The organism is Frankia sp. BMG5.60 (assembly GCF_059428125.1).
This window is the reverse complement of record NZ_CM182091.1, coordinates 2,596,959-2,620,148: the sequence shown is the minus strand read 5'-3', so window position 1 is coordinate 2,620,148 and position 23,190 is coordinate 2,596,959. Positions and strand designations below refer to the sequence as shown.

Sequence of the window (23,190 nt, the reverse complement as noted above, 5' to 3'; positions counted from 1 at the left end):
CCGGACAGCTGAGCCGATGCCACCGGAAAGTCGGGCATCGGATACCCTGCGAACTGGGCCACGTTACGCTCGGATAGCGCGGAGATCGGCGTGGGCGTGGGGCCGGCCGGGCCGGCGGAGGTGGCGGCGGGTGGGCCGGCCACAGCCGGTCCGGAGAGTGGCACAAGGGCATTGCGGGATCGGCTTCGGGGGAATTCAATGAAATGGCCGGATCGGATACGGCGTGGTTCGGCGCTCCGCCCCGGCGGCGTGGCGTCGGGACTGGGCAGTCGCGGACCGTCACGCCGCCCGCCGGGCGGGGCGGCCCCCGTCGTCGGCGCCGGCGGGCCCGACCAGCCCGGAGGGGTTCGGCCGGCGCCGGGCGCCGTACCGCCCGGCCGGGGCGGCCGCGGCGTCGCCCGCCTGGCGGTGGCCGTCCTCGCCGTGCTGATCGTGCTGGCGCTCGTGGTCGGTTTCGTGCGCCCGTCGGGCTTATCTGGCTCCGCCGGTGGCGCCGGGGGTCGCGCCGGCGCGGCCGCGATCTCCCTCGCCGCGGTCACGGCGTTCGCCGCGGTCCTCGTCCCCGCGGTGGTCTCGGGCCGGGGACGCGCGCGCGCCGGCACCGGGTGGGGCTACCGGCGGCGGCGGCGCTGGGCCGGAGACGAGCTGACCGGGCTCGCCGACCGCCGGCACTTCCTCGACGCGGTCGGCCGCAGCCTGGGCGGCGGCCACCGGGCGCGCGCCGTGACGCCGGTCGCGGTCCTGCTCCTCGACCTCGACCGGATGCGCGACGTCAACGGTGCCCTCGGCCACGAGCAGGGCGACCGACTGATCGTCACCGTGGGCCGGCGGCTGCTCGCCGCCCTGCCCGGCTCAACCCTGCTCGCCCGGGTCGACGGCGACGCCTTCGCGGTGCTGCTGCGCGGCGGCGAGGTCGAGAGCGCCGAGCGGCTCGCGGCCGTCCTGCGGGAGGCGCTCGAACCGCCGGTCCTGCTCGCCGGCACCCCGGTCCGGCCCGACGCGAGCATCGGGATCGCCTGCTCACCCGAGCATGGCCGGATGGCGCTGGAGCTGTTCCGCCACGCCGAGGAGGCGATGCACGCCGCGAAGCGCTCCCGGTGCGGGCAGGCGGTCTACATCCGGGCGCATCCCCCGATCAACCGGGCACGGCTGCTGCTGCGGGCCGAGGTTCGCCAGGCGCTGGACCGCGGCCAGCTCGAGCTGAGCTACCAGCCGAAGGCCGATCTGCGCAGCGGCCGGATCAGCGGGGTCGAGGCGCTCGTGCGCTGGCGCCATCCGGTCGACGGGGTGCGCCCGCCCGACGTGTTCCTCGCCGAGCTCGACCGGGCGGGGCTGATGCCGAAACTCACCATGCACGTCCTCGACCAGGCGCTGGCCGCCTGCGCGGGCTGGCACGCCGGGGGGGCACCGCTGACGGTCTCGGTCAACGTGCCGGCGTCGGTCGTCGTCGACCGCGCCTTCGTCGGCGTGGTCCGCGCGGCGCTCGGCCGCCACCGGCTCCCGCCGTCGGCGCTGGTCGTCGAGGTCACCGAGGACAGCCTCATCGAGGCCCGGGAGGCGGCCCGCCGCACACTGGCGGGTCTGCGCAGCCTGGGCGTGCGCGTCAGCCTGGACGACTACGGCACCGGCTTCTGCTCGCTGACCTACCTGCGCGAACTTCCGGCGGACGAGGTGAAGCTGGACCGCACGTTCCTGCGCGATCTTGACCGTGACCCCGCGGCGGTCGAGATCGTGCGTTCCACGGTCTCGCTCGCCCACGCGCTGCGGCTGCGCATCGTCGCCGAGGGAGTGGAGACCCAGCGGTCCTGGCAGGCGCTGGCCGACTGGCAGTGCGACGAGGTGCAGGGCTTCTTCGTCGCCGGGCCGATGACGGGCGACCGGGTCGTCGGGTGGCTGCGTGAGTGGGCCGCCCGGCTCGCCGTCCCCGCCGCCGGGGCGCCGGCGGGCGGCGCCCTGGTCGGCGCCGGCATGGCGCCGGGGGGTGCCGCCGCGGCCATCCCGGCGCTGTCGGCACCGCCGTCGGCCGGGGCCGGCACGCCGCGGCCGGGCCAGTGGCCGGCCGGTCTGCGCGGCACCCCGGCGCCCGCCACGGCCCGGCGTGCGGCCGGCTACCGGGTGCAGACCGACCGCGCGGCCTCCTGAGCTCAGCAAGCCGGTCCCTGCCGGGCCGCCGCCGCGTCCAGCCGCAGCGTCAGCTCGGCGACCGCCCTGATCTCCCGTGCGTCCTCGCCCGGCGCCCCCGCGACGAGCCGCTCGCAGATCCCGCGGTACATCGCCGGGTAGCTGTCGAGCCGGTTGACCCGGCGGCGGCGCAGGATTCGGGAGCCGGCCTCGGCGGTGTAACGGGCGCCGTCGACGATGGTCGCCGTCACCCCGTTGGCGCGCAGCTCGGTGTGCTCGCGCAGGCCGTAGCGGCTGCCGCCGGCGCTGGTCAGCACGAGCGAGAGGATTGCGTCGTTCACGAGCTCGACGTACACGGTGAAGGTGCCCGTGCGGGCGGAGGTGACCGTGGCACGGCGTACCGGCGCGAAGTCGTTGAGCCACAGGAAGTGGTCGATCCAGTGGCAGCCGTTGCTCACCAACCGGGTGCGGGAGGCCGGCCAGCGGTACCAGTGCCGGGCGGGCAGCGGCTCCTCGTACACCACCGCGCTGTAGACCATCGGCTCGCGGGCCTCGCCGAGGCGGAGGTCGGCACGTAGCCAGGCGTTGATCGGCGAGTGGCGGCGCTGGAAGCACGCGAACAGGCGCCCGCCGCCGTCGATGAGCTTCGTCAGCTCCTCGAGGTCCTCCTCGGTGGTGACCACGGGTTTCTCGACGACGGCCGCCGAGCCGCGGCGCAGCGCCGCGCGGGCCAGCGGTGCGTGGGTGTGGTGGTAGCCGGCGATCAGCAGGACGTCCGCCGGGTCGTCGTCGGCCAGCAGCGGCGAGGTGTCCCACGACCACCGGTCGGTGCGCCGGGCGCCGATCTGCATGGGATCGAGCTCGTGCACCCGGATGAGGTCGAGATGCTCGCCGATGTGCGGGACGATCTGGGTCTTGGCGTAGTGACCGAGCCCGAACAGGGCCGCGGTGGGGCGGCCGGAGCCGGGCGCCGGGCGCCGCCGCGTGCTGGTCGCGATCGGGCTGGCGCCGGTGAGCAGCCGGTCGTCCGGCCTGGCCCCGCGCCACTCGACCGCGAGCCACGCCACGAGTCGGTCGACGGCCGCCGGGTCCAGCGCGGTTCCCGCCATCGGCGACCAGCCGACCAGCGCGTCGTCGACCGCCGGCGGCGGGCTCGCCGGCCGGGCCCGGTGGACGATCGTGGCCCGGCCCGGCCGGCCGCCGTGGTCGACCGGCCGGGGGACGTCTGCGAGGTGGACCGGGCGGATCAGGTCGCGGTGCAGGACTACCCGCTCCATGCACGCCGGGTGGCAGGGCGCGACGAAGGCGACGGGCGAGCCGGCGGCCGGGACGCCCGCCGCGGGCTCCTGCGCCCGGGGCTCGCCCGCCGAGGACGGGTCCGGTTCGACCGTGCCCAGCCCGACCCCCACGTACCGGCGGTTGCGGTCGCGTTCCCGCAGCCGGCTGGCGGTCTTGCGGGCCACCGCCCGAGCCCCGAACTCGCGGGTGTAGGCGGCCAGCGCCCGGGCGCCACCCGACCGCACGAAGAACTGGTCGTCCACCGGGACCAGGGTGATCCAGACGGACGGGCGGATGCGTGCCTGCCCGGCCGTCGGGGTCTCGTCGAGGAAGCCGTCGGCCCAGCGTTGCGCGATGAGAACCCTCATCCCGCCGCCGCCGCCGGCGGCAGTCCGGCCGGCTGGGCGCGGCAGGCGCCGGCGAGCAACGTCAGCGGACCCGACAGCGCCTCGTCGATCATCCGGGCGCAGGTCTCGAACGCATCCCGACCGCCCTCGAGCGGGTCGGTCAGGTCGTCGATCGACGCCGGCACGATGCGGCCCGAGGCACGGACCCGCCAGGCGGCCGCGGTCAGGTGCTCCCCGGCCAGCCGCGGCTCACCCGGCGGGAGGTCCGTGGGGCGTACCCCGGAGGTCAGCCGGCCGAACTCGCGCACGGTGAAGGTCCGGCGCAGTGCGCGCGGCGCGAGGGCGACCACCGCCGAGCGGTGCGGTCGGGTCGCGCACAGGACCAGGTCGCTGGCGCCGATCAGCTCCGCGGTCAGCGGCCGGGTGCGGAACGCCCCTGGGTCCACGCCCCGCGCGCGCAGCAGCGCCGCGGCGTGCGGGTGCATCGGCGCGGCCGGCTCCGCGCGCACCCCGGCGCTGTGGAACACGGGCCCCGGGGTGTGCGTCGCGCCGGGCGTCGCGCGGAACCGGGCCGCGGCGAGGTGCTCGGCCAGCGGCGAGCGGCAGAGATTGCCGGTGCAGACCATCAGCACCGTCCACGGCCGACGCTGCTCGCCTGCCCTGCTCGCCTGCCCTGCCCTGCTTGCCTGCCCTGCCCTGCTTGCCTCGCCTGCCTTGCCCGCCTCGACCGCCCCGCCAGCCTCCCCGGGCCCGACCGGCCGGGTGGCGTGACGGGGCCAGCCGGTGGCGCTCATGCCGGACGGGGCGCGCTGCCCCGGCGCCAGTACACGCCCGTCCAGTCGACCTGGATGATCGGCTCGGTCACGCCGTGGGCGGCCCGGTAGTCGTCCACGGCCGCCCGGCAACCGGGAACCGCCCCGTAGTCGTCGATGATGCAGTAGCCGCCGGGGGACAGCCTCGGATAAAGCGCGCCGAGCGCGTCGATGGTGCTCTCGTACATGTCGCCGTCCAGGCGCAGCACCGCCAGGCGTTCGATCGGCGCGCCGGGCAGCGTGTCGCGGAACCATCCCGGCAGGAAGCGGACCTGGTCGTCGAGCAGGCCGTAGCGGCGGAAGTTCTCCCGCACCTGGTCGATGGAGACGACGAGGGCGGAGTGCTCATGGTGGCGGTCGCCGGCGTCGGCGGAGTAACGCGGGTCGGGCACCGGCAGCCCGGCGAACGAGTCGGCGACCCAGACCGTGCGGTCGTCGACCCCGTAGGCCGCCAGCACCCCGCGCATCAGAATGCAGGCCCCGCCCCGCCACACCCCGGTCTCGATGAGGTCGCCGGGGACGCCGTCGCGGATCACCTGCTCGGTGCACTCCTGGAGGTTGCGCATGCGATGTTCGCCGGTCATCGTGTGCGCGAGTCTCGGCCAGTCCCGCCCGTCGCCGCGGGCGTCGGGGGAGGATCTCTTCACGATCTCCACCCCCTGTCGCGCGGCGGCCAGGGCCACGATGCGCCGGGCTCCGCCGCGCGGCTCCCACACGCTGCCGTCCCCGCCGTCCCACAGGGAGAAGGTCAGGGTGGACCGGAGGAGATCGAGGTACCGCGACGTGGTGTCGGGCAGGTCGTCGCGGGTGACGGTCGGCGTCGTGGTCATCGTCGCTCCTGGATGGGGGATGTATCGCCGGTGAGGTCGGTGATGGGGTCGGTGATGGTGTCGGTGGTGGTACGGGGCGCGGGGATCGCGGGGTACGGGCGGCCCGCAGGATCGGTCGGGCCGGTGCGGGCGAGCTGGCGGGTGCGGGCGAGCTGGCGGGTGCAGGCAAGGTAGAGCGCGGCGGCGGAGGCGGTGTAGGTGGCGCCGGAGACAGCGGCCACTCCCGGCAGCCCCCCGTGGCGCAGCGCGACGAGGAGTCCCAGGACCGTCGCCAGCGCTACCGGCACCTGCACGGCGAGCACCGTGCGCGGCGAGCGGAAGCCGAGCAGCACGTGGATGAGCAGGTAGTCGACCGACTGGGGGATGGCGGCGAGGACGAGGATCCGGGTGGTCGTGGCCGCCGGGGCGAAGTCGGCGCCGTACACCACCCGGATACCCAACGGGGTGAGCAGCGCGACCGGCCCGGCGACGGCCGCGGCGATCGCGAGCGTGGCGAGGACCGCCCGGCGCACCGTGCGGGCCCGCGCGCGAGGGTCGACCATGGAGCGCAGCCGGCTGAACACCACCATGCCCGTCGCCTGGCAGATGCTCGAGCAGGCGGTGGCGAAGGCGACCGCCACCCCGTAGAACGCCACCTCGTGGGCCGCCCGGAAAGTCGCGACGAGCAGCATGTCGAGCTTGTAGATGAGCTGGGCGCCGACGACCGTGCCGTAGGCCGCCAGCGCGCAGCGCACGAAGGCGCGCCGCGGCAGCAGCGCGCCGATCCGCGGGCCCCGGGAGCCCCGCCGGCCGCGTCCGGACGGCTCGGCGCCGCGGCCCTTCCCGGCGGGGCGCATCCCGCCGCGGCCCTTCCCGGCGGGGCCCTTCCCGGCGGGGCGCAGCACGAGCAGGTGGTAGCCGAGCGGGGGCACCAGCGCCGTGAGTGCCAGCGCCACCATCCACCGGCCGGGATCACGCACCCCGCTCGCGGCGAACAGGACGAACGCGCCGAGCGTCGCCGCCGCCGGGAGCAGCCGCACGAGCTGGAACTCGTCGCCCATCCGCCCGCGGCGCTGCGCGAGCCCCGCCGCGTTCGACCCGACGACCGTGGCGGCGGCGAAGCAGCTCGCGCCCACCACCGCGACGGCGTCCCACTGCAGGTCGCCGCGGCGCGCGATCCCACCGGCCGCGGTGGCGGCGAACAGGGCGCCGCCCGCCGCCGCCACGGCGCCCGCGTGCGCGAGCAGGGGACCGAGCAGGCCGTCGTCGTCCCCGTCGTCGGTGACCAGCGCCTGGGAGACCCCGAGGCTGAGCACCATCGCGAGCATGCCGGCCCAGGTCTGCAGGGTGAGCAGCTCGCCGCGACCGGTGGGCCCCAGCGTCCGGGCCGCCAGGGCACCGGTGGCGGTGCCCAGCACCAGGGTGCCGGCGTTGCCGGCGAGTACCGCGACGGTCGCCCGCGACAGCCTGGCGGTCGGGTTGGGACGGGTCACCGCGGCCGCGCCGAGCGGCGCACGGTGGCGACCGCCCGGTGGAACCCGTCGATCGAGGCGTCGAGGTCGATGTCCGGCACCGCCTTCTCCGACTCCAACGCCATCGCGGCGAGCAGGTCGGGCCGGCGGCGCAGCTCGTCGAGGATGCCGGCGAGCGCGCCGACATCACCGACGGGGTGGATCCGGGCGTTGCGGCCGGGGCGCACGTCGTCGGTCGGGCCGATCGATCCGACCCGGTCGCTGACCACCACCGGCAGGCCGCACAGCACCGCGTCCTTCACGGCCAGCGGATGCGGATCACGCTGCGCCGGATGCAGGCACAGGTCGCTGGCGGCGTACAGGCGGGGCAGCCGTTCCTGGTCGGCGAAGCCCACCACGCGCAGCGCTCCGTCGAGGCCGGCCGCCGCCGCGTCGAGGGCGGGCCGCAGCACCCCGTCGCCCGCCATGATCACGACGAGCTCCCGGGTGTCGGACTGCCGTGGGGCGCGGGCGACGATCCGCAGGGCGTCGGGGATGTCCAGCGGGCGCTTCCGGGAGATCATCTTGCCGACGTAGAGGGCGACCACCGCGTCCGGGGCGATCCCGAGTTCGGCGCGGACGGCGGCGCGGTGGGTGGCCCGATCGGTCACCACCTTGTGCAGCGCGTCCTGCTCGGTGGGGTAGGGCGTGCGGAACATCCGCTCCCGCGGGACGCCGTAGTGGGCGAGATAGTCCTCGTTGTTGTCACCGACGGTGAGGAACGCGTCCACCCGGCCGAACAGCGGCGGCAGGACGAGCCGCTTGGCGGCGCGCACGCGGGCCGCGCGGTGGCCGAGCAGTTCGCTGTCGCCCATCATCAGGGCGCCGACGCCGCGTCGGCGGGCCCAGGCGAGGGCCGCGAGCGAGCCGACGTGGCGGTAGCCGTGGACCAGCACACAGTCGGGCCGCAGCCGGTCGAGTGCCGCCCAGACCCGGCCCGCCGCCCGGGCGCTGGCCGCCGGCTGGCGCCACTCCGGTCGCAGCGGCAGGTCGGCGACGAACTCGTGCCGGTAACCCGCGGTGATGTCCGGCCGCCAGCGCACCTCGGCTCCGAAGCCCCGGTCGAAGTAGCGGTCGAGGCCGGCGCGGGACAGAAACAGCACCCGCAGGTCCACCGCTCCCTCGCCGACGGCCCGGTACAGCGGCACGACGTGCTGGATCGGATGGGGCACGACGGCGGTGACGGCCGTCGGCCGGGAGGTGGACGTCATGGGCGTGCTGCGCCTCCTCGGGGCCGCCGATCAAAGCGGCTGTCGGGCTGTCGGGAGCGTCAGTCTTTACGATGCGTGTTTATTAATCAACGCACTGTAGATATGTGTCGCGGAACCGGTCCCTCGTCCGCTCCGAACCGGCGGTCATCGCGGCGGAGGTCGGCGGGGCATCCGAGCGGGCTGTGACGTGTTGTGCTATGAGTCATACTCTCCGTGAGCGACTTGATCTGGCCGAACACCCGGCCGGGTGCGCCGAGGTCGGCTCCGCCAGGGAGGCTGGGGAGGCTGTGATGTCCATGCGTGTCGTCGTGGCCGGGGGAGCGGGCTTCCTCGGCAGTCATCTCTGCGAGCGACTCCTGGCCGGCGGGGCCGAGGTGATCTGCGTCGACAACTTCCTCACCGGCCGGCCGGAGAACATCGACCCGCTGCGGGCGCTGGACGCCTTCCGGATGCTGCGCCGCGACGTCACCGGGTCCGTCGACGTCGCCGGGCCGGTCGATGCGGTGGTGCATCTGGCCTCCCCGGCCTCGCCGGTGGACTACCGGGCGCTGCCGCTGGAGACGCTCGCGGTGGGCGCCTGGGGTACCCGCCGGCTGCTGGAGCTCGCGCGGCGCAAGGGGGCCCGGTTCGTGCTGGCGTCCACCTCCGAGGTGTACGGCGACCCGCAGGTGCACCCGCAGCACGAGGGGTACTGGGGCCACGTCAACCCGGTCGGCCCGCGCAGCATGTACGACGAGGCCAAGCGTTTCGCCGAGGCGCTGACCACCGCGCACCGTGCCACCCACGGCACTCGCACCGGAATCGTGCGGATCTTCAACACGTACGGCCCCCGGATGCGCGCGGACGACGGCCGGGCGGTGCCGACCTTCATCACCCAGGCCCTGCGCGGCGGGCCGGTCACCGTGGCCGGCGACGGCTCGCAGACCCGTTCGCTGTGTTACGTCGACGACCTCGTGGACGGGCTGGTCCGGATGCTCGACGCCGAGCATCCGGGGCCGGTGAACCTCGGCAATCCGCGGGAGCTGTCGGTGCTGGAGCTCGCCCGGCTGGTCGTGCGCCTGTGCGGCGAGCAGGTGCCGATCGTCTTCGTCCCGCGGCCCCCCGACGATCCCAGCGTGCGCCGGCCCGACGTCACCCTGGCCGGCGAGGTGCTCGACTGGCTGCCCGAGGTGGAGCTGGCGGACGGGCTGGCCCGGACCGTCGGCTGGTTCCGGGACCGGGCCGCCCGGCCGCCGCTGGCGCTCGTGCCGCGCCAGAGCGGGGCGCCGCGTTCCCGGGCGGGCGGCGGCTGAGCGGGCGTCCCGCGATGGACGATGACCGCGGTCGCCTTCACGCCTGGGCCTGCCGCAGGGCGACCGGCTCCGGCGGCCGGGCGGTGGTCGGGACGGCCAGGGTCGACCAGGGCGCGACTGCCAGCGGGTGGCGCCGCGCGGGTGGGGTGTCCGCGTCGACGACGCGGTAGTCGTGGCGGGCGAGCAGCGCGCCCACCGCCTCGGCGTTCGGCGTCGCGACCTCGCAGATCAGTACCGGCCGCACCGCCGCGAGCAGGTGGTTGGCGCCCGCGAGCACCGCCCGTTCGGCTCCCGCCACGTCGATCTTCACCACGTCGGGGGCCGGCAGGTCGGCGAGCAGGCCGTCGAGGGTGACGGTCGGGACCAGGTGCGTGGTGCGCACGCCGCCCGTCTGGCTGCCGCCGAAGCCGGCGAGGTGGCTCGTCGCCCGGCTGCGTCGGGCCACGTGGAAGCGTCCGACGCCGGTCGACGCGCCGACCGCCGCGGGCAGAATCTCCACCGCTGCCTGCTCCCTCGCCGGACCGGCGCTGCGGGCGGACAGCCGCGCCGAGCGACGCAACAGGCTGACCAGCCACGTGTCCGGTTCGATCGCGACCACGGTTCCTCCGGGCGCGGCCGCCCGCGCCGCGGTGAACGTGAACAGGCCCAGGTTCGCGCCGACGTCCCAGACGATGTGCCCAGGCCGGATCACCTCGGCGACGAGACCGGTGAGCATCGGATCGACGCGGGCGAGGCTCGGGCGCAGGTACTTCAACCCGCCCTCGCTGGACACGTAGATCCGGCTGGCCCGGTACGGCGGCGGCAGCCGGCGGGGCAGCACCACCCGGTGGGTGAGCTGCTCGGCGAGGCGACGCGCGGGCGGCCGGTGCGGCACGGAGCCCTCCTGACGGGTGTGGTCGGCGCGGCCCGCCCTCGCGGAGGCATTCAGCGCCACGGGTCGGTGTCGGCGGGACGCGGCGCGTCGAGGGGATGCGGGGTGTCCCGGGGAAGCGGGACGTCGAGGTGGCCCGCGGCGCGGGCGGTCAGCGTCGCGTGCAGTTCGACGGGTAGCTCGGCGTCCAACCGGAACTCGGCGGTGGGGGCGGCCACCGTCCGTTCCCAGCCGGTTGCTCGCCGGGTCGTGCGTACGTGCCACCGGCCGGGTCCACCGGCGCGCAGCAGCAGGCGCCGCCCGGCGGGGGTGGTGATGTCGAGCGCGGCGGGCTCCGGTGGGCCGCCGGGACCGGGCCGGCGGGCGGCGGCCAGCGTCACTCTGGGCGCGAAGTGGAACAGCACGGCGAGCCGGTGTCGTCCGCCGCCGCTGATTCGGTCGGCGACGGTGAGGCCCTCCGCGTCGAGCCGCCAGGTTCGCCAGTGGACGGGCCGGCCGGGCAGGTGGCGGTAGCCGTCGTGCCCTGCGGTCAGGGTCGCCACCCCATCGTGGTGGCGCATGGTGACCAGGGTGGGGCGGGCCCGGCGGCCGGCGCGGAACGCTCCCCAGACCTCGGTCGAGTCGGCGCCGTCGACCGTGACGGTGCTGTGGGCGGCGGAGCCGCGCTCGGCGTCCCGGCGCTGCCCGGGCGCATAGGTCGAGGTGCCCACGTCGACGAGCAGCGGGTGGCCGTCCAGCCACAGCAGGAAGCCGAGGGTGTCCGCGTGCGCGTGCGCCGGCAGGTCGTCGGGGCAGGGCGGGCCGACGTCGGCGAGCAGATGCCAGGCACCGGCCGTGAGCGCCGCCAGCCCGCTGTCCGCCAGCAGCAGGCCGCCGTCCCGGCCCGGTCCCCCCGCGCCCGCGGCGGCCGGGACGCCGGGCCGGCCGTGAGCGCTGGCGCCCGCGGGTCTGGAGGCGTCGGTGGGGCTGGAGGCGTCGGTGGGGCTGGAGGCGCGGGTGGGTCTGGAGGCGCGGGTGGGGCTGGAGGCGTCGGTGGGTGTGGAGGCGCGGGTGGGCGGGTCCACCTGGGGGCCGGGCGGGGGCGGCTGCGCCGGCACCGAGGGCAGCAGCCGGCGCAGCAGGTCGGGGTGTACCGGGAACCCGTCGTTGAGCAGCGGCACCGTGCCGTCCGGACCGAGCACCGCGCCGAGCCAGGCCCGCATTCGGGTGATGGCGTCGAACAGTTCGGTCGGCACGGGCCACCCGCCCGCGACGAGCAACCCGGCGACGTCGTCGAGGTCGGCGAGGACCTGACAGTGGTAGGACGGTGACCGCTCGTAGTGGCCGCCGTCGTCGAGTACCTGCCGGCGGGTTTCGCGCACGAGCTGATCGACCCAGCGGTGCAGCCCGCGCGGGTCGTCGGCGGCCACCGCCAGCGCGATCAGCGCCTTGTGGTTCTTCAGCAGGTGGTTGCCCCCGACGTCGGTCTCCAGGTGGATCCGCAGGAACGATCGGTGGACGCCCAGATCGGCGCGCAGCACGTCCCGCGCGGGGGTGTCCCGGGCCAGCGTCGGGCCGAGCGCGCACAGCGTCCAGGCCCGCAGCGAGGCGACGTAGGGCGACCAGGCCACGGGATGGCCGACTGGGACCGCGGCGCGCCAGCCGAGGTAGAGCCGCGCGAACAGGGCGCGCTCCCGATCGCCGCCGGGTGCCAGCGCCCAGGCCCAGTCCCAGTAGTGCAGGTGGTAACGCCACAGCAGCGGGGCGCCGGCCTGCTCCCAGTCCCAGCGCGCCGGATCGTCGTCCACGTCGCGGACGGGGTCGAGCGGGTCCGTGTGGCTCAACGGACCGGTGTGGCTCAGCGGACCCGTGTGGCTCGGCGGACCGGTGCGGCCGAGCGGACCGGCGTGGCCGAGCGGACCGGCGTGGCCGAGCGGACCGGTGTGGCCGAGCGGGCGGGCATGGCCCAGCAGGGTCAGCCGGCCGAGGGCGAGCTCGTCGACGGTCGGACCCGAGGGTGGGCACGTCTCGTCCACCGGGACGAACCCGGCCGGCCACTGCCCCGCCGACGGGCGGCCGCGCAGCATCGCCGCGGCCAGATGGGGATGGCGGCGCAGCACGGCGCGCTGTCCGCGTAGCCGCGCACGGGCGGCGACCTGACGTGGTCGCAGGCGTGCGACGGTGCGCAGATAGCGACCGAGATCCGCCGGTGGGTTCATGCGCCGACCGGTCCCTTCGCGGCGCCGGCTGGTCCGACCGGGTGCGCGGACGTGCCGTTCGCGGCGTGCCGGCGCTGCGCCTCCAGCTCGTCGTGGCTGATCTCCGGGGACATCATGGCCTGTTGACGCTGGCCGGCGTAGCCCCGCCAGGAGATGTGCCAGACCGCGGCGCCGCTGCTGCGCGCGAGCTCGACCGTGCCCCGAGGACCGGGCCGCTCACCCGGCTCACCCGGGCATCCCGGCGGGCACCGCGGCGGGCGGGCCGGCGGCAGCGGTGCCCGCCGACCACCCGTCGCGGCGGGCGTAGAGGTATCCCGACGAGGCCCCGGCGAGATCCCGGACGCGGCGCAGGTCGTTGTCGAGCAGGGTCACCTCGAACCCGTGCCGGCGCAGCCGCGCGACGAGGGCCGCCGGATCGCCGAACCCGGGGTGCACCTCCATCACGAGCCGGCCGACCGCGTCCAGCCAGCCCGGCTCGCCGAACAGGGCGAACTCGGAGCCCTCGATGTCGAGTTTGAGCAGGTCCACCTCGTCGACGCCGCCGGACTCGAGAACCTGGGCCATCGTCAGCCGGTCGACGTCGCCGTGCCAGTGGGTGGCGCCGTGGCGCGCCGACGGGTCGGCGAACACTCCGGTCGACGGTCCGACCAGGGCGTGCAGAAGCTGAATGCGGTGGGAGACGCCGTTGGCGGCGGCATGGTTGACGAAGGCGGAGGCGAAGCCGCGCTGAGCCTCGACGGCGATGACGTCGGCCCCCGCCCGAGCCGCCAGCATTGAGAACAGGCCCTGGTTCGCCCCCAGATCGACGACGATCTCCCCGGCTGCCGGCGCGAATCCGGGCAGCGCGTGGTAGACCCCGCGGCAGTACATCTCCCGGGCGTCCCCGAACGCCCCGCCGGGCAGGGTGACCTGGACGCCCGGCAGCGGGCGGTAGGTGTGGCTGCCCCGGGCCATGGCCCGGTCGGCGGCGTCGAGGGTGCCGGAGCGCAGGACGGCCGGGGCGTGGCGGACGATCGCGGCGCCGAAGCGCAGCGCGGTGGGGCCGCCCGCCACGTCGGCGACGGCGCGGACGTCGCGGATCAGCCGGCGCAGCCGGTCGGGCCGGCTGATGGTCCGTGGCCGCGGGTCGGGCCGGCTCGTCGCCCGTGCCCGCTGCTCTGCCCGTGCCGCCGGGGCGGACCGGCCGGCGGCGCGGCGTTCCGCGGCGGCCTGCTCGGCGATGCCGACCCCGAACGGTCGCGGCCGGTGGTCGAGGTCGCGCATGGCGGGGCCGATGTCGAAGGCCTTGTCCTCGGCGAGGCGGGCGATCTGCTCGACCTTCAGCCGCGGCGCGGCGGCGCGGCGCTCGTAGGCGCGGGCGGCGGCGAGGACCGGGCGGGCCGGTACCGGAACGCAGTACACCCGGCGGCCCTCGGCCGCCGCGGCCGCGGCGACGATCTGGCGCAGGGACAGCGCCCGCGGACCGGCGACGTCGTAGCCGCGCCCGACCGCCGCGTCGGCGCTCAGCGCCCGCAGCACGGTCGCGGCCAGGTCGTCGACGTGCACGGGCTGGTGCAGCCGCCGCCCGCCGCCCGGCAGCGGCAGGACGGGGACGCGGCGTACCAGCGCGAGCAGCCGGGCCATGTTGCGGTCGTCCGACCCGCCGTAGATCATCGTCGGGCGGATGATCGTCCAGTCCAGCCCGCTGGTCTCGATCGTGTGCTCGGCCGCGATCCGCACGCGCTTCGACGGCGGGTCGAGCGAGGTGAAGATCCCGGTGGTGGACAGGAACACCGCCCGGCGGAGGCCCGCCGCCCGGGTCGCGGACACGATCGCGTCGGCGTGGCCGAAGCCGAGCGAGGCGATGTTGAGCAGGGCCGCGCAGTCCGCCTCGGTGAACGCCGCGGTGAGCCCGGCCGGGTCGTCGAGGTCGCCGGCGACGGCGGCGGCCCCCTGCCGGCGCAGCGCCGCCGCCGCCGTGGCGCTGCGCGCCAGCCCGACGACCTCGTGCCCCTGCGCGAGCGCGCGCGGCACCACCCGGCTGCCCAGGAAACCCGTTGCGCCGGTGACGAGGATCCTCACGCCAGCGCCTCCGGTCCAGGTGCCATCGCCGTCCGCTGCCCGGCCGAGTCCCGGTCCGGGGCGGGCGTCGCCGCCCGCTGCGCCGGGACCGTCGCGTCCGGCGCACCGGTGGTTCGCCCGGCGCCGCCGGGGCGGGCCGGTTCGTCATGGTCGAACAGCAGCCGGCGGTAGTGCCGGGCCAGCGCGTCGCGGTCGAAGTGCCGCTCGACGTGCGCCCGGCCGGCCTGTCCCATCAGGGCCCGCCGACTCGGGTCGGCGGCCAGTTGCGCGACGGCGGCGGCCAGCGCCGCGGGATCCTCCGGGGGGACGACGACCTGCCCGGCGGCGGTGAGGATGCGGGCGGCCTCGCCGCGCACCGCGCCGATCACCGGCCGACCGGCGGCGAGCAGCTCGAACATCTTCGACGGGATGAACGTGTCGAACATCGGCACGTCGCGCAGCGGCACCACGCAGAGGTCGGCGGCCGCGATGACGCCCGGCACCTGCTCGCGGGGCACGCCGTCGTGCAGCACCGTGTTCGCCAGCCCCAGGCCGCGGACGTGCTCGGCGAGCCGGCGTTTGTCGGCGCCCTCCCCGACGAAGGCGAACCGGATCCGCGCCTCACCGAGCCGCGCGTCACCGAGCCGCGCCTCACCGAGCCGCGCGTCACCGAGTCGGGCGTCAGCGAGTCGGGCGGCGGCGTCGGCGACCGAGGTCAGGCCGTGCGAGATGCCGTGGGCGCCGACATAGAGCACGAGCGTCTCCGCGCCCGGCGCGCCCAGCCGCGCCCGCAGGCCGGCCGGCGCGACGGTGTCGGGGTGGAACCGGTCGAGGTCGACGCCGTTGCGCACGACGTGCACCTTGTCCGCCGCGATGCCGCGGCGGACGATGTCGTCGCGGAAGCCCTCGGTGACCGTGACCACGGTGTCGGCGGCCCGGTAGGCGGCCAGTTCGAGGCGTTCGAGCAGGCCGAGGACGTGCGGGTCGGTGATGACGCCGAGCTGTTCGAAGATGGCGGGCCACAGGTCGCGCACCTCCACGACCAGCCGGGCCCGCCGCAGCCGGGCGAGCAGCCACGCCGAGCCCAGCGGGAAGAAGGTCGGCGAGGACACCACGACCACGTCGCACGGGCCGGTCCGCCAGCCGCCGAGCAGGACGCTCGAGACCATGAACGACAGGTGGGACAGCGTCTTGCGGACCACGCCCTCGTTGGGGGTGGCGTACAGCCGGGTGCGCACGACGCGGTATCCGTCGACCCGCTCGGTGCGCAGCCAGGCGCCGCGGTACTCGGGCGGGATCACCCCGGTGGGATGGTTCGGCATCCCGGTGAGCACGGTGACGTCGAGGCCGTCGGCCGCCCACGCCCGGGCCGTCTCCGACAGCCGCGCCTGCGGCGCCCCGATCTCCGGAGGGAAGTAGTGCGTCACCACCAGGACGCGGCGGCCGGGAAGGGTGGACACGGAGTTCGACCTCCAGCCATCGACGATCTATCGCTAAAAGTAGCGTAGACTTTACATGGAGTGATTAGCGGTAGTGCGATCGCCCGCGTGTCGCGGCGGCGACCTCGTCCCAGGCGGGTTGCCCGAGCGGCAGTCGGAAGCCCCGCGTGTCGAGCCAGCCCCGCTGCTGCTCCTGGCCGAACAGCAGCAGCTCCGCTCGGCGGCACACCGCGCTCAGCGGCGGCAGCCACTGCCCGGTCGGCTCGGCGGCGCGCAGCAGCCCCCGGACCGCCCGCGTCGGCAGCGCGTGCAGCGGCCGGCCCGGCGCGAACGTCTCGTAGAGGCTGCGCACTGTTTGTCCCTCGTAGGGATGGGACACCACCAGGGGCGCGCCGTTCGCCGCCAGGATCGCGGCGACCGCCGCGCCGACGTTGCCGACCAGCGCGACCGGCACGGGCTGGCTGCCGTCCCCGCATGTCACCAGGGGCCAGCGGCGGCAGAACGCGGCGAAGGCGGTCGTCATCCGCCGCCCCGGGCCGTGCACGGAGGGGGGTCGGTAGAGGGTCACCTCGACGCGGCCGGCCGCCGCGGCGTCGCACAGGAGCTGCTCGCCGAGTGTCTTGGACCGGGCGTAGGGGTTCACCGGCGCGTAGCGGAGCCTCTCGTCGAGCCGGTCGGCCCGGCCCTGCACCGCCGCGGTGCTGACGTGGACGAGCCGGGGCACCCCCGCCCGCTCGCAGGCGTCCGCGAGCAGCCGGGGCCAGGCGGCGTTGCCCCCGAGGAGCTCGGGTGACAGGCGGGCCGCCGACACCGCCAACCCCGCGGCGTTGACGACCGCCCCGACGCCGTCCAGCTCGGCGGCGAGCCCAGCCAGGTGGGGTCGGTACGCGCGCTCGGGGGCCCCGGTCAGGGCCTCGCCGTCGACCGACAACCGGCGCGCCGGGCGGGGCAGCACCTCGTGGCCGGCGCCGGCCAACGCCGCCGCGCACGCGGCGCCGATGAAACCGGTGGCGCCGAACAGGGCGATCCTCGTCATCGGGTCGTCCTCCCTGGCGCCGCCCGATGGCCCGGCTCGTCGTCGGTCCGCCGCTGTGCCGGCAGCCTGGCGGCCTGGCGGGGTGACGGCGCGGCGGGGCGAGGCGCGACGGGGCGAGCCGTGAGCGGGTGGGCGGCGGTCCGGCCGCGTCGCGCCGCCCACCGGGGTGCGCGGAGGTAGGCCAGCAGTACCAGCCCCGCGGCGGCGTCCGCGGCGAGCCGGCCGGGCAGCGGGCCGAAGGCGGCCAGGGACAGCACGACGAGCACCGCCGTCGCGGCGGCGACGAGGCCGGTGACCCGCACGTGTGACCAGCCGGCGATGGTCAGCCGCTGGTAGGCGTGCGAGCGGTGCGGGGAGTACCACTGCTCCCCGGCACGGATCCGTCGCGCCAGCGTGGCGGTGGTGTCCGCGAGGTAGAGGGCGGTCGGGGCGAGCGCCGACTCCAGCGGGATGCCGGCCAGCACCGCCTGGACGGTGAGCACGGCGAGCACGGCACCCAGCGCGTAGCTGCCGACGTCGCCGAGGAAGACCCGGGCTCGGGGGAAGTTGAACGGCAGGAAGCCGAGCGCCGAGGCCACGACGAGTACCCCGCCGGCGGTCACCGTGGGCAGGTCCTGCGCGGCGCCGAGGGCCGCGAAGGCCCCGCCCGCCAGTGCAGCCGTGGCCGCGGAGATGCCGTTGATCCCGTCCATGAAGTTGAAGACGTTGACGAAGCCGGTGATCCAGACGGGCGCCGCGACGGTCACCAGCAGGACGGTGAGGAGACTGGGCGCCGCGTCCCCGAGCACGGCGCCGAGCACTGCCATCGCCGCGACGACGAACGACATGGCGGTGTGCAGGGCCAGCCGCCGCATCGCGGTGACCCCGCCGACGTCCTCGGCCAGCCCGATCAGCCCGAACAGGGCGGCCGCCGCGGTCAGCGGCAACAGGTCGGGGGAGTCGGCGCCGCCTTGGGTGAGGAGCATGACGAGGACGCCCGCGAACAGGCCGAGCACCACGGCGATGCCGCCGCCGCGCGGGGTCGGTGCCTGATGCGAGGAGCGCGCCGTGACCTCGTCGATCGCGGCGAGGCGCCGCATGCAGACGATGACGATCGGGGTTGCCGCCAGGGTGACGATGCACGCGGCGGCCGGCGCTCCCAGCATGCCGTTCCTCCGGCTCTGACACGTCGGGTGGAGTACGAGCGGCGTTCATCGCTGAATGTAATGCATCAACTACACTGCGGAGCACGATGCGGGTGCGGGTGTCCCGCGCGGCCGCCCGCCGGCCGCTGCCGGCCGGGGGCCGGGCTCGCCGACGCTCACCGGAGGTTCGCGCGATGAAACAGGTGGTCCAGGCGGCATCCGGGGGAGCGGTGCGGGTGCTCGACGTGCCCGTGCCGGTCATCGGCCCGACCGAGGTGCTGGTGGCGACGGCGGCGACGATCGTGTCGGCCGGCACCGAACGGGCCGTCACCGAACTCGCCCGCGCCGGGCTGCTGGCCAAGGCGCGGGCCCGCCCCGACCTGGTGCGCAAGGTGACGGAGAAGGCCCGGACCGACGGCCTGGTGCCGGCCGCGCGGTCGGTGCGCGACCGGCTCGGCGGCGATGTGCCACTCGGCTACAGCGGCTGCGGCCGGGTCGTCGAGGTCGGCTCGGCGGTCGCCGACATCCGCCCCGGTGACCTCGTCGCCACCGGCGGCGCGGGTCGGGCCAACCATGCCGAGTTCCAGGCCGTGCCCGGACTGCTGTGCGCGCGGGTGCCCGACGGGGTGGAGCCCGCGGCGGCGGCGTTCGCCACCATCGGCTCCATCGCCCTGCACGGGCTGCGCCTCGCCGAGGTCGGGCCGGGATCGAAGGTCGTCGTCATCGGCCTGGGCCTGGTCGGCCAGCTCGCCGCCCGGCTGGCGCTGGCCAGCGGTTGCGAGGTGGCCGGCATCGACCTGGCGCAACCGCCGCTGGCGGCCGCGGCGGCGGTCGGCGTGCACGCGCTCGCCGAGGTCGGCGAGGCCACCACGGCCGCGGTGCGGGCCTGGAGCCGGGGCCGTGGGGCCGACGCGGTGCTCATCTGCGCGGCCGGCCGATCGGCGGAGCCGGTGATGCGGGCGACCGCGCTGGCCCGCGACCGCGCGCAGCTCGTCGTCGTCGGCGACGTCGGGCTGGGCCTGCTGCGCGCGCCGTTCTACGACAAGGAGCTCACCCTGCGCTTCGCCCGCTCCTACGGGCCGGGACGCTACGAGCGCGGGTACGAGGACTGGGGGGTGGACTACCCGGCCGGGCAGGTGCGCTGGACCGAGGGCCGCAACCAGGAGGCCGTGCTCGACCTGCTCGCCGCGGGCCGGCTGCGCGTGGACGACCTGGTCACGCATGCCTTTCCCATCAGCGCGGCGCCGCGGGCCTACGAGCTCGTCGCGAGCCGCAGCGAGCCGTACCTGGCCATCCGGTTCGACTACCCGGCAGAGGTCCCGGCCCTGCCGGCGAGCCGCCGGCCCGGGGACGACGCGGGCGGACGGGCTGCGGACGACCTCGGCGGGCGGGCTTCTGATGGCGCGGGCGGGCGCGCTTCTGATGGTGCGCAGCGGCTGCCCGCACCCGGGCTCGCCGCCGCGCCGCGCCCCCGCCCCCGCCTGGGGCTGCCGCGCCAGCGGGGGGTGGCGGCGAGCCGTCGCGGCAGCCGGGTGGGCTGGATCGGCGCCGGGACGTTCTCCGGGGCGGTGCTGCTGCCCGCGTTCCGGGCCGTCGGGTTCGACCAGTTCGTCACGGTCGCCTCCGCCGGCGGCCGCTCGGCGCGGTCGTTCGCCGACCGGCACGGCTTCGCCGGGGCGGTGGCCGGCGCCGACGCCGTCCTCGATGACGACGACATCGACGTCGTCGTCATCGCCACGCCGCACGCCACGCACGCGGAGCTCGCCGCCCGGGCGTTGGAACGGGGTCGGCACGTGTGGTGCGAGAAGCCGCTCGCTCTCAGCTTCGACGAGCTGGAGCGGGTGGAGAAGGCGGCGGCTGCCGGCGGCGGCGCACTCGTCGTCGGCTACAACAGGCGGTTCTCGCCCGCGGTCGGCGCCGCCCGGGCGGCCCTGGCGGCGCGGACCGGGCCGCTCACCACCGTCTACCGGATCGCGGCCGGCGCGGTGCCGGCCGGTCACTGGTACAACGACCGGGTCCAGGGGGGTCGCCTTCTTGGCGAGGTGTGCCACTTCATCGACACCTGCGCGGCGCTCGCCGGCAGCGAGGTCGAGGCGGTCGCGGCGCTCGCGGGGCGGGAGGCCGAGCTGCTGCTCGCCCCCGACCTGGCGGTGTCGCTGCGGCACGCCGACGGGTCGCTGTCGACCGTCGCCTACAGCTCCGCCCTGCCCCGCGGAGCCCGTAAGGAACAGGTCGAGGCGCTGGCGGGCAGCCGCCACGTCCGCATCGACGACTACCGGGAGCTCGTCGTCGACGGCCGGTCGGTGTGGAAGGGGGCCCAGGACAAGGGGCACCGCGATGCCGCGGCCGCCTTCCTGCGGATGTGCCGCGGCGGCGACGCCGCGGTGACCGCGGAACTGTTCGCGTCGAGCCGGGCCACCCTCGCCGCCGCCGACGCACTCGGCGTCGAGGCGGTGTGCAGCCCCGGGTGACGCCCGGGCCTGACTGGAACCGCTTCTTTGCGACGACGACGACCGCCGCCGCCGGCCCGCCCCGGCGAAAGAAAGGATGACGACGTGCCGCGTGCGCTGATTACCGGGATTACCGGTCAGGACGGGTTGTATCTGGGTGAGTTGTTGACCGCGAAGGGTTATGAGGTGTTCGGGTTGGTTCGGGGGCAGTCCAACCCGAAGGTGGCGGTGGTGGAGCGGGTGGTGCCGGGGGTGGTGTTGTTGGAGGGTGATCTGACGGATCTTCCGTCGTTGATCGGTGCGGTGGAGATCTCGCAGCCGGACGAGGTGTACAACCTGGGGGCGATCTCGTTCGTCGGGCTGTCGTGGAAGCAGGCGGAGCTGACGGGGGAGACGACGGGGATGGGGGTGTTGCGGGTGTTGGAGGCGTTGCGGATCGCGGGTGGTAACGACATGTCGCGGGTGCGGTTCTATCAGGCGTCGTCGTCGGAGATGTTCGGGAAGGTGCGGGAGACGCCGCAGCGGGAGACGACGCCGTTTCATCCGCGGTCGCCGTATGGGGTGGCGAAGACGTTCGGGCATTATTTGACGGTGAATTATCGGGAGTCGTACGGGGCGTTTGCGTGTTCGGGGTTGCTGTTTAATCACGAGTCGCCGCGGCGGGGGATCGAGTTTGTGACGCGGAAGATCACGCGGGCGGTGGCGCGGATTTCGTTGGGGTTGCAGGACTCGTTGACGTTGGGGAATTTGGAGTCGCGGCGGGACTGGGGTTTTGCGGGGGATTATGTGGAGGCGATGTGGCGGATGTTGCAGCAGGACACTCCGGATGACTATGTGGTGGCCACGGGTGTGACGCACAGTATTCGGGAGTTGTTGGATGCGGCGTTCGGGCGGGTGGGGATTGCGGACTGGTCGGGGTTGGTGAAGCAGGATCCGCGGTTTTTCCGGCCGGCGGAGGTGGATGTGCTGGTGGGGGATCCGTCGAAGGCGCGCGAGGTGTTGGGGTGGACGCCGCGGGTCGGGTTCGAGGAGTTGATCGCGATGATGGTCGACGCCGACCTCGTCGCCGAGGCCGAGGCGGCTGCCCGCGAGCGCCTGACCGCCACCGCGCCCCCACCGCCCGTCCCGCCGCCCCTGCCCGCCCCCCCGCCCCTGCCTGTCGCGACGTCCCTGCCTGTCGCGACGTCCCTGCCTGTCGCGGCGCCCGGTCCGACCTCGCCGCCTCCGCCTGTCGCGTCGCCCCGCCCGACCCTGCCGCCCCGCCCCACCCCGCCGCCTCGCCCCACCCCGCCATCCCGCCCCACCTCACCGGGCCGCCCCACCTCACCGGGCCGCCCCACCCCACCGGCCGCCCACGCACCATCCGCGGGCCCGCCGGCCCAGGGGGCGTCGCCGGAGGTCAGGTCATGACCGAGGGGTCAGCCGCGTCAGCCGGGTCAGCCGGACCGGGCGGATCGGGCGCTGGTCGGGCGGTGCGGCCGCCCGACCAGCGGGTCCCCAGACCTGCGCGGCCGGTGCCGCAGGTGGCCCCGGGGCCGCACGCGGTGGTCGTCGCGGGCGCGCGGCCCAACTTCGTCAAGGCCAAGCCGGTCCTGGACGCCCTGGCGACCGGCGGGTTTCGCACCACGCTCGTGCACACGGGCCAGCACTACGACGAGGCGATGAGTGGGGTGTTCTTCGCCGAGCTCGACCTGCGCCGCCCCGACCACCATCTGGCGGCGGGTTCGGGCTCCCACGCCGTGCAGACGGCCGCCGTGATGACCGCCTTCGAGCCACTGCTGGAGCGGCTGGCCCCCGACGTCGTCGTCGTGTTCGGGGACGTGAACTCGACGCTGGCCTGCGCGCTGGTGGCGGCGAAGGCGGGGGTGCGGGCCGCGCACGTCGAGGCGGGCCTGCGCAGCGGTGACCGGTCGATGCCCGAGGAGATCAATCGGATCGTCGCGGACCATCTCTGCACCGACCTGTTCGCCACCTCGCCGGATGCGGTGGAGCACCTGCTGCGGGAGGGCGTCGCGCCGCGGTCGGTACATCTTGTCGGGAACGTCATGGTGGACACCCTGCTGGCCCGCCGCGACGAGGCGCTCGCCCGGCCGACCCTCGCCGAGCTCGGGCTGCGTCCCGGCGGCTACGGGCTGGTCACCCTGCACCGGCCGGCCAACGTCGACGACGCCGCGGCGCTCGCCGGCCTGCTCGGGGCGCTCGGCGAGATCGCGACGCGCTGCCCGCTGGTCTTCCCCGCCCACCCGCGCACGGCGGCCCGGGTGGGCGGCCGGCTGCCCGCGGGGGTCCGCCTGCTCGGGCCGGTCGGGTACCTCGACTCGGTGGCCCTGCAGGCCGGCGCCCGGATCGTCCTCACCGACTCGGGCGGGATCCAGGAGGAGTCGACGGTGCTCGGCGTGCCGTGCCTGACGCTGCGGGAATCCACCGAGCGCCCACTGACGGTCACCGAGGGTACGAACCGGGTGGTCGGGCGCGACCGCCGGGTGGTCGTCACCGCGGCGCTCGACACCCTGGAACATCCGCCGCCCCCGCGCCGTCCGGCGCTGTGGGACGGGCAGGCCGGCCGGCGGATCGCCCGGGTGCTGGCGCAGGCGGTGGCGCACCCGCCGACCGGCGGCGCGTCCGTCGGCCCGGTGGCCGCCGCGCGATGA

Annotated in this window: 15 protein-coding genes and 1 pseudogene; 5 read left to right on the top strand and 11 right to left on the bottom strand. The window is 75.8% G+C overall.

Annotated features, from left to right (window positions below):
• Positions 1 to 249 precede the first annotated feature (249 nt).
• Positions 250 to 2,142 (top strand): putative bifunctional diguanylate cyclase/phosphodiesterase, encoded by a 1,893-nt coding sequence (locus tag AC5R91_RS10495; RefSeq protein WP_495396957.1) that lies wholly within the window; start codon positions 250 to 252, stop codon positions 2,140 to 2,142.
• 2 nt (positions 2,143 to 2,144) lie between these two features.
• Here AC5R91_RS10495 and AC5R91_RS10490 read toward each other — a convergent pair whose 3' ends face one another.
• From AC5R91_RS10490 to AC5R91_RS10470, 5 genes are read right to left on the bottom strand one after another with little or no spacing between them, the layout of a single operon-like run.
• The gene (locus tag AC5R91_RS10490) at positions 2,145 to 3,767 is read right to left on the bottom strand and encodes a Gfo/Idh/MocA family oxidoreductase (RefSeq protein WP_495396956.1); all 1,623 of its coding nucleotides are present in this window, start codon (positions 3,765 to 3,767) and stop codon (positions 2,145 to 2,147) included.
• Positions 3,764 to 4,540: an arsenate reductase/protein-tyrosine-phosphatase family protein gene (locus AC5R91_RS10485; protein ID WP_495396955.1), complete on the bottom strand. Its 777-nt coding sequence runs from the start codon at positions 4,538 to 4,540 to the stop codon at positions 3,764 to 3,766. The genes AC5R91_RS10490 and AC5R91_RS10485 overlap by 4 nt, the downstream gene beginning before the upstream one ends.
• Positions 4,537 to 5,388, bottom strand: coding sequence for a TylF/MycF family methyltransferase (locus AC5R91_RS10480; RefSeq protein ID WP_495396954.1), 852 nt, complete (start codon positions 5,386 to 5,388; stop codon positions 4,537 to 4,539). The genes AC5R91_RS10485 and AC5R91_RS10480 overlap by 4 nt, the downstream gene beginning before the upstream one ends.
• Positions 5,385 to 6,860 carry a lipopolysaccharide biosynthesis protein gene (locus AC5R91_RS10475; RefSeq protein WP_495396953.1) on the bottom strand — a complete coding sequence of 492 codons (1,476 nt, stop codon included), beginning with the start codon at positions 6,858 to 6,860 and terminating at the stop codon, positions 5,385 to 5,387. Before AC5R91_RS10475 ends, AC5R91_RS10480 begins: the two co-directional genes overlap by 4 nt.
• Positions 6,857 to 8,089: a glycosyltransferase family 4 protein gene (locus AC5R91_RS10470; RefSeq protein ID WP_495396952.1), complete on the bottom strand. Its 1,233-nt coding sequence runs from the start codon at positions 8,087 to 8,089 to the stop codon at positions 6,857 to 6,859. The genes AC5R91_RS10475 and AC5R91_RS10470 overlap by 4 nt, the downstream gene beginning before the upstream one ends.
• Before the next feature lie 296 nt (positions 8,090 to 8,385).
• Between AC5R91_RS10470 and AC5R91_RS10465 the strand changes: the two genes are divergently transcribed.
• Entirely contained in the window at positions 8,386 to 9,381 is a 996-nt protein-coding gene (locus AC5R91_RS10465; RefSeq protein ID WP_495397935.1) for a UDP-glucuronic acid decarboxylase family protein, read from the top strand.
• Positions 9,382 to 9,418: 37 nt separating this feature from the next.
• On the opposite strand, the gene AC5R91_RS10460 is transcribed toward AC5R91_RS10465, so the two are convergent.
• The 6 genes from AC5R91_RS10460 to AC5R91_RS10435 form a co-directional block, all read right to left on the bottom strand.
• A complete protein-coding gene (locus tag AC5R91_RS10460) occupies positions 9,419 to 10,255 on the bottom strand; it encodes an FkbM family methyltransferase (RefSeq protein WP_495396951.1) in 837 nt (278 codons plus the stop codon).
• Between the two features lie 50 nt (positions 10,256 to 10,305).
• Positions 10,306 to 12,450, bottom strand: a complete 2,145-nt coding sequence (locus tag AC5R91_RS10455) for a heparinase II/III domain-containing protein (RefSeq protein WP_495396950.1) — start codon at positions 12,448 to 12,450, stop codon at positions 10,306 to 10,308.
• 225 nt (positions 12,451 to 12,675) lie between these two features.
• Positions 12,676 to 14,511 (bottom strand): FkbM family methyltransferase, encoded by a 1,836-nt coding sequence (locus tag AC5R91_RS10450; protein ID WP_495396949.1) that lies wholly within the window; start codon positions 14,509 to 14,511, stop codon positions 12,676 to 12,678.
• Positions 14,508 to 15,950 (bottom strand): glycosyltransferase family 4 protein, encoded by a 1,443-nt coding sequence (locus tag AC5R91_RS10445; protein ID WP_495396948.1) that lies wholly within the window; start codon positions 15,948 to 15,950, stop codon positions 14,508 to 14,510. Before AC5R91_RS10445 ends, AC5R91_RS10450 begins: the two co-directional genes overlap by 4 nt.
• A 64-nt stretch (positions 15,951 to 16,014) precedes the next feature.
• Positions 16,015 to 16,965, bottom strand: coding sequence for an NAD-dependent epimerase/dehydratase family protein (locus AC5R91_RS10440; protein WP_495396947.1), 951 nt, complete (start codon positions 16,963 to 16,965; stop codon positions 16,015 to 16,017).
• Positions 16,962 to 18,110, bottom strand: coding sequence for an MraY family glycosyltransferase (locus tag AC5R91_RS10435; RefSeq protein ID WP_495396946.1), 1,149 nt, complete (start codon positions 18,108 to 18,110; stop codon positions 16,962 to 16,964). Before AC5R91_RS10435 ends, AC5R91_RS10440 begins: the two co-directional genes overlap by 4 nt.
• A 173-nt stretch (positions 18,111 to 18,283) precedes the next feature.
• Here AC5R91_RS10435 and AC5R91_RS10430 point away from each other — a divergent pair, with 173 nt between their 5' ends.
• The 3 genes and pseudogenes from AC5R91_RS10430 to wecB all read left to right on the top strand — a co-directional run bounded on the left by AC5R91_RS10430 (position 18,284) and on the right by wecB (position 23,190).
• Positions 18,284 to 20,560, top strand: a complete 2,277-nt coding sequence (locus AC5R91_RS10430; protein ID WP_495396945.1) for a bi-domain-containing oxidoreductase — start codon at positions 18,284 to 18,286, stop codon at positions 20,558 to 20,560.
• A gap of 84 nt (positions 20,561 to 20,644) precedes the next feature.
• A pseudogene (locus tag AC5R91_RS10425) lies at positions 20,645 to 21,622 on the top strand (GDP-mannose 4,6-dehydratase); the annotation flags it as partial.
• A 431-nt stretch (positions 21,623 to 22,053) separates the two neighbouring features.
• Positions 22,054 to 23,190 carry a non-hydrolyzing UDP-N-acetylglucosamine 2-epimerase gene (gene wecB / locus AC5R91_RS10420; protein ID WP_495396944.1) on the top strand — a complete coding sequence of 379 codons (1,137 nt, stop codon included), beginning with the start codon at positions 22,054 to 22,056 and terminating at the stop codon, positions 23,188 to 23,190.